The organism is Candidatus Eisenbacteria bacterium (assembly GCA_016867495.1).
In the GTDB taxonomy this organism is placed as follows: Bacteria; Eisenbacteria; RBG-16-71-46; order CAIMUX01; family VGJL01; genus VGJL01.
The window spans coordinates 1-6,035 of the sequence record VGJL01000157.1; the positions used below are offsets into that span (position 1 = coordinate 1).

The window sequence follows — 6,035 nt, forward strand, 5'->3', positions numbered from 1 at the left end:
GCCCCTCCATCGCCGATGGGCTCCCGCCCGGGAGCGCGCCTCGCCTTCCGCCGGCGAAGAGAACCAGTCCGACGCCAAGGATCGCTCCGAGCGAGAGAACCAGCAGGTTCCAGAGCCCGGAGCGGACGGATTCGAGAATCGGCTCGAATCGCTGACTCTGGTTCAAGGATCGCCCTCCATGGTTCCCCTTGATGCTAGCCGAAGCCGACACCGCATCAACAGCCCCGCTGCGCCGGGCGGCCCGCTTCGCTAGACTGCCCCCATGCTGGAGCGACTTCACGAGGGGCCGGGGCCGGTCGTCTTCATCAGCGACGCCCACCTCGGGGCCTCCGCCGGCCCGCCCGAGCGGGCCGCGTGGCTCGTCCGGTTCCTCGAGTCGCTCAGGGGCCGCATCGGCGGTCTCCTGATCGTCGGCGACCTGTTCGACTTTTGGTTCGAGTACCGCCACGCGATCCCCAAAGGGCACTTCCGCGTATGCCGGGCGATCGCCGACATCGCCCGCGAAGGGGTTCCCTGCCTCTACTTCGGGGGAAACCACGACTTCTGGGCCGGGACCTATCTCGAGGAGGAGATCGGCCTCAGCGTGGCGCAGGAGCCGCGATCGATCGAGGTCCAGGGACGGAGAGTCTACGTCGCCCACGGCGATGGTCTCGGCAAGGGGGACGGGGGCTACAAGCTCTTGAAGACAATCCTGCGCAACAGGCTCTGCATCGCGCTCTACCGCGGCGTCCACCCGGACATCGGGATTCCCTTCGCCTACCGAGTCTCGGCCGTCAGCCGCCGGCACACAGAGCCGCGGGAGGTTCTGCTGCCGAAGCTCGTGCGTGACATTGCGGGCCCCGCTCTGCGGGGAGGGCACGACGCCGTCGTGATCGGGCACATCCACGATCCGGCCCACGTACGCCTCCCGGAGGGAGAGTTCTTCGTGATCGGGGACTGGATCGAGAACTTCACCTACCTCGAGATGGTGGAGGGGCGGATCTCGCTGAAGCGGTGGCTGCCCGAAGGCGGAAGCAAGACTCTCGCCGCGGAAAGTGAGCCACCCGGCGTCTGAGCGGGCTAGTTCCGGTAGGTCAACCCGATCCTGTGCTGCGAACCCAGATCCTCGCCGAAGGGAACGTAGGCGTAGTCGGCCTGGAGACGCCCCCGCCTGTAGCCGAGGCCAAAGCCGACATCCTCGGTGTCGAGGGCGCTTCTGTAGCCGGCGCGCAGCTGGATCGACTGCTGCGGCATGTACTCGAGCCCGAGACGCAGACTCGCGTCCTCGTCGCGGACTTTCCTGATCTCGGCGGCGAGGAGCGCTTCGCCCCTCGTCTGCGGAATCCCTAGCCGATAGGTCGCGCCGCCCTGCAAGGTCGTCGGCATCTGGAAGGACTGCTCGATGTACTTCATCGCAGGGCCGAGATGGAGGATCGACAGACCCAGGCTGAGCCGCGGGAGGAGATCGCGGGCCTGAACCCCGAGATCGAACGCCGCTCCCCCGGCGGAGTAGACATCGATCGCCTCGCGGACAAGCTTGACGCTGGCTCCGACCCCGATCCGATCGCTCCAGGCGTAGGCGCACGAGACGCCGGCCGCAATGCCGTAGTAGCCGAAGGTCCCCAGGTACTCCGCGGGCTCATCCCCATAGGCCTTCAGGTCATCGACCCACGTTCCATCGAAGGAGACTCCGACACCGAACCTGCCGATCTTGCGCGTCAGCCCCGCGAACTCCTGGCGGATGGTGAAGAAGGATTCGTTGTGGGCAACCGTCGCCTGCAGCCCGGGGAGGAAAGCCAGGGCGCCGGGATTCCAGTAGGTCGCCGAGGGACCGTCGATATTCGAGACCACGGCCTCAGCCATCCCGACCGACTCCGCGCCTGCGCCGATCTTGAGGTAGGCCATCCCTACCGGCTCCGCGCCAGCCGCGGAGAACCGGGCAAACAAGAGCGCGAAGATGGCGAATCCCGCAGCCGCTGTGAGCCTACACATCAGTCCCCCTTCCGCCGTTCGCTCGCGCTTCCGCGGTTTGCTCGCGCTTCCGCGGTTCGGTCAGTCTTCCGCGGTTCGGTCGCGCTTCCGCGGTTTGCTCGCGCTTCCGCGGTTCGGTCAGTCTTCCGCGGTTCGCTCGCTCTTCCGCGGTTCGGTAAGCCGTCCGCGCACGATGCCCTCATCGAAGCCGAGGCGCGCGTCCCCTCCGTGAGAGAGCCCCGGACACGCCGATCTTAGAGGCGGCGCGAAGGCGCGGTCAACGAGGCGTCATCCAGGGGCCATCGAGGGGCCATCGAAGCATCGCCGGTTCCTGCCTAGCGCCCCGGAGGACGCGGAGCGTCCAGCGGCACGATGACGATCCTCTGCTTGAGCTCCTGGTTCCCCGGGTCGGTCTGGTAGGCCCAATCGAACTCCACCTGATCGGAGTAGACCGATCTCACCCAGAGCTTCGCGTAGTGGTCATTGCGCGTCCAGACGATGTAGACGTGGCCCTCGATCAGCTCGACGGCCGCGCTCGGGGACCAGCCGTGCGCCGGGGCCCATGTAACGGAGTCGTACTGGTCCCGGTTTGCGGCAAAGCCGGCATCCTGGAGCGCCGTGTAGAGATCGGTCCCCGGCTCGTTGAGGCCGAGCATCCAGGCTCCATCGACGGGGTTGTTCACATAGGCGATGTCGGCGCCCGGGTCGTCGTAGTCGGTCACCCGGCGGCTCGAGAAATCGTAGGCGCAGGAGCGGGGAGAGGTCTCGTAACTGCGAAGATTGGTTCTACCCGCCGGGCGCGGCGTGTCGAAGACGTTCTCGGGCGAGAGGCCGCTCTCGTTGCCCGCATCGTCGACGGCCGACACGGCGTAGTAGTAGGTCACCCCGTTCTCCAAATTGCGATCGACATACTCGATGTAATGGCCGGATGGAGGCGCCGAGATCCAGTCGAACCGCGAGTAGTAGCCCGCGCCGCTCAGGCTGCGGTAGATCCGATAGCCGCTCAGGTCCCACTCGGCATTGGGATACCAGAGGAGGGTGACCTGCATGTCGCCCGTGATGCTCGTGATTCCGCGGGGGACCGCCGGGGGCTCGCGATCGACCGGGACTTGATCATCATCGCAGCCGGCGGCGCCGAGGAGGAGCAACGAGGGGACGAAAAGGAGCAAGGCCGGGCCGAGGGCCAGCAGGGTCAAGCCGGTGCCCCGCCGCCTCCGGCGGCGGATCGGTGGCGCGGCGCGGAGCGGCAGGCGCGCGGGAGATGGCCCCCGCCCGCTTGCCGTCATGGAAGTCACCTGGCTGTTCATTCCTCCTCCTTTTCCTATGCCCGGGCAGGCAGCCCGGCTCGACTGCTTCGCGATCGCCGTGTCCCGGGCACAATAGGATGAACCCCAGACGAGGGGAACGGTTCTGTGGATGGCGGGCCGATCGAGAGGCGCGACAGAGCCGCCCAGCGGAGGAAAGCGGCGCGGTCGAGAGGCGCGACAGAGCCGCCCAGCGGAGGAAAGCGACGTGGCCATCCGCGAGACGGACGGCCACGAGCGTGCAAGCTTGTCCTAGTTCCCGGTCGGTTCTTGTAGGTCTCTACTGGCCGGCCTGCCTCCCGTCCATCCGGGCTCGGATTTGGGGGGATTGGGACGACCTACCTGGTCGATCCCTCGGATGTCGGGAGGCAGACCTGGCCGAAACCTCAAAGCCATCGAGCTCAGACTGAACTAGCGACTCTGCTGGATGGCTCTGAGAAAAGCTCTGGGGACCGGGTCAGAAATCGTCAACCGTGCTCAACCAGGAGGCTGACCTAGTTTTGAACCCTGGGCTTACGGACGCACCGACCCGGCCCCGAGTTGGAGGTCCCCCCTCCGCTCGCTGCAATATGCAGCATTGATGCCAAAATGCCGGTGAAGTCGCCAGATGGGCCAAGTGCAAGCAGGACGCCCAAACCGGACGTTCCACCGGTGCCATCCCCGCGCCGGGCGGCTCGCCGAGACCGGCTCAATTGGAAAGAGAGTTGATAGGACTTGCCCACATCGAGCGCATCGTTATGAGAATCAACGGATTGAGACTAGAAGGAGAATTGAGAGCGGATATTCTACTTCTTTCGAATCGAAGGCTTGGCCAGGCGATACCTGCGGATCTTCTCCAGGAGCGCCGGGTAGCTGAGCCGCAGCCGGCGACTCGTCTCGGACTTGTTCCATGAGGTCTCGGTCAGGGTTCGCAGGATCAGATCCGACTCCAGGCGCGCCACCGCCTCCTTGAGCGTCGCCGCGTCCCTCGCGAGCGGATCGGATCCCCGGATCTCCTGCGGTAGGAGATCCGTCCCGATCAGGCCGCCTTCCTCGCAGAGCACCACGACCCGGCGCATGCACTTCTCAAGCTCGCGCACATTGCCGCGCCACTCGTGGTCCATCAGGCGCTGCATCGCCTCGCGGGTCATACCCCCAACGGTGCGGTCCATTTCCCGCGTGATCCTGCCGAGGAATCGGCGAACGAGGATCGGGATGTCCTCGCGCCTCTCGCGGAGCGGCGGGATGGCGAACTGGAAGTCGTTGAGCCTGTAGTAGAGGTCTTCCAGGAACTCCCCCGAGCGGATCGCGGCCACCAGATCGGTGTTGGTCGCGCAAAGGAACCTGACGTCTGCGGTCCGCGGCTTGACCCCGCCGACCGGGCGGTACTCCTTGCGGTCGAGCAGGTGGAGGAGCTTCGCCTGGACGCTGCGATGGCACCTGTCGACCTCGTCCAGAAAGAGGGTCCCGCCCTCGGCCTCTTCGATGAGGCCCCGCTTGTTTCTCACCGCTCCAGTGAAAGCGCCCTGCACGTGGCCGAAGAGCTCGCTCTCGAGGAGCTGCTCCGGAAGGGCGGCGCAGTTGACCTGGATGAAGGGCTTGCCATCCCGCCGGCTCGCGCGGTGGATGCACTGGGCGACGAGGCCCTTGCCCGTGCCGGTCTCGCCGGTCAAGAGGATGCTCGCATCGCTGTCCGCCACACGCCGCAGGAGCGAGAGGGTCTGCTTGGTGGCCTGATCGACTGTGAGGAAGTCGCAGAACGGGTCGCTCTCATGCTCCACGTCCCCGTCCGAGACCTCCTCGATCGTGTGCCGCCTCGCCTCGATCGCCACGCAGAGGAGGCTCCCGAAGAGAGAGAGCATCCGCAGATCGCGAGTCGCGAACGGCTCCGATCCCTGGCGTTCCGCCACGAGGACGCCCCACAGATCCTCGCCGGGACGCAACCGGAGAGCCACGACGGCCCCGCTCGGCTGCCAGGAGTCGGAGATGTGGGATTCGGAGAGGAGGCTCGCCCCATGCCCCGAGAGCCAGATCTTTCGACCGGCCGCGAAGGCCCGGAAGACCGGATCCAGAGCCTTCAGCATGCCCGTGGGCCTATCGATGCCGATGGAAGTCTCGATGCGAAGCCTCTCGAAGCCGGGTCCCACGGCCACCAGCGCCCGCTCGACCTTCAGTCGAGCGGCCGCATGCTGGAGAAGCCTCTGGGTCCCGCCGCCGCCGCCGTTGCTCCCCATGTCGAGCGGCGTGAACTCCTGGAGGATCTGGAACTCCTCGCTGGTGGAGAGGACGAACTCGGCCTGGTTCTCCCCCAGCTCGATCTTCAGGGCGGCGAGGCGAGAGACCGTGTCGACGCGTCCCTGGGCTTCGAGCATCCCGATCCCGCGATCCAACACGCGGAGCGCCCCCTCGTAGTTGCCGGCCGCGACGAGCGCGCGCGCGTGGATCTCGACGAACTCGGAGACGACGGACATCAGATCGTGCTTCTGGATCTTCTCCCAGAGCGGCTCGAGGGTATCGACGGCTTCCTGGGCGCACGAGACCCCGTCGGTCCCGCGGAGAGAACTCTCCTCCACGAGCGCGGACGCCAAACGGATCCGACTCGTGGTCCCCTTCAGCAGATCGGGGGTCGCTGCGAGAGTCTGCGACGACTTCCGCAGGAGATCGAGCGCCGCTTCACGCCGGCCCGATTCCCACGCCGCCTCCCCCATCAGACGGAGGTTGGCGCCCACCTCGCACTGATCGCCGATCCGCGTGGCGATCAGCAAGGCTTCCGTCGCGAGGCGGGTGGCCGCAACCGCGTCG

Annotated in this window: 4 protein-coding genes; 1 reads left to right on the forward strand and 3 read right to left on the reverse strand. The window is 66.5% G+C overall.

Annotation, left to right across the window (positions count from 1 at the left end; genetic code table 11):
• Positions 1-262: 262 nt before the first annotated feature.
• On the forward strand, positions 263-1,054 hold the full coding sequence (locus tag FJY88_11135) for a UDP-2,3-diacylglucosamine diphosphatase (GenBank protein ID MBM3287887.1): 792 nt from the start codon (positions 263-265) through the stop codon (positions 1,052-1,054).
• 5 nt (positions 1,055-1,059) lie between these two features.
• On the opposite strand, the gene FJY88_11140 is transcribed toward FJY88_11135, so the two are convergent.
• From FJY88_11140 to FJY88_11150, 3 genes are all read right to left on the reverse strand, one after another.
• A complete protein-coding gene (locus FJY88_11140) occupies positions 1,060-1,971 on the reverse strand; it encodes a PorV/PorQ family protein (GenBank protein MBM3287888.1) in 912 nt (303 codons plus the stop codon).
• 314 nt (positions 1,972-2,285) lie between these two features.
• Positions 2,286-3,257 (reverse strand): fibronectin type III domain-containing protein, encoded by a 972-nt coding sequence (locus FJY88_11145; protein ID MBM3287889.1) that lies wholly within the window; start codon positions 3,255-3,257, stop codon positions 2,286-2,288.
• Positions 3,258-4,039: 782 nt separating this feature from the next.
• A partial coding sequence (locus tag FJY88_11150; GenBank protein MBM3287890.1) for an AAA family ATPase occupies positions 4,040-6,035 on the reverse strand: 1,996 nt, incomplete at its 5' end.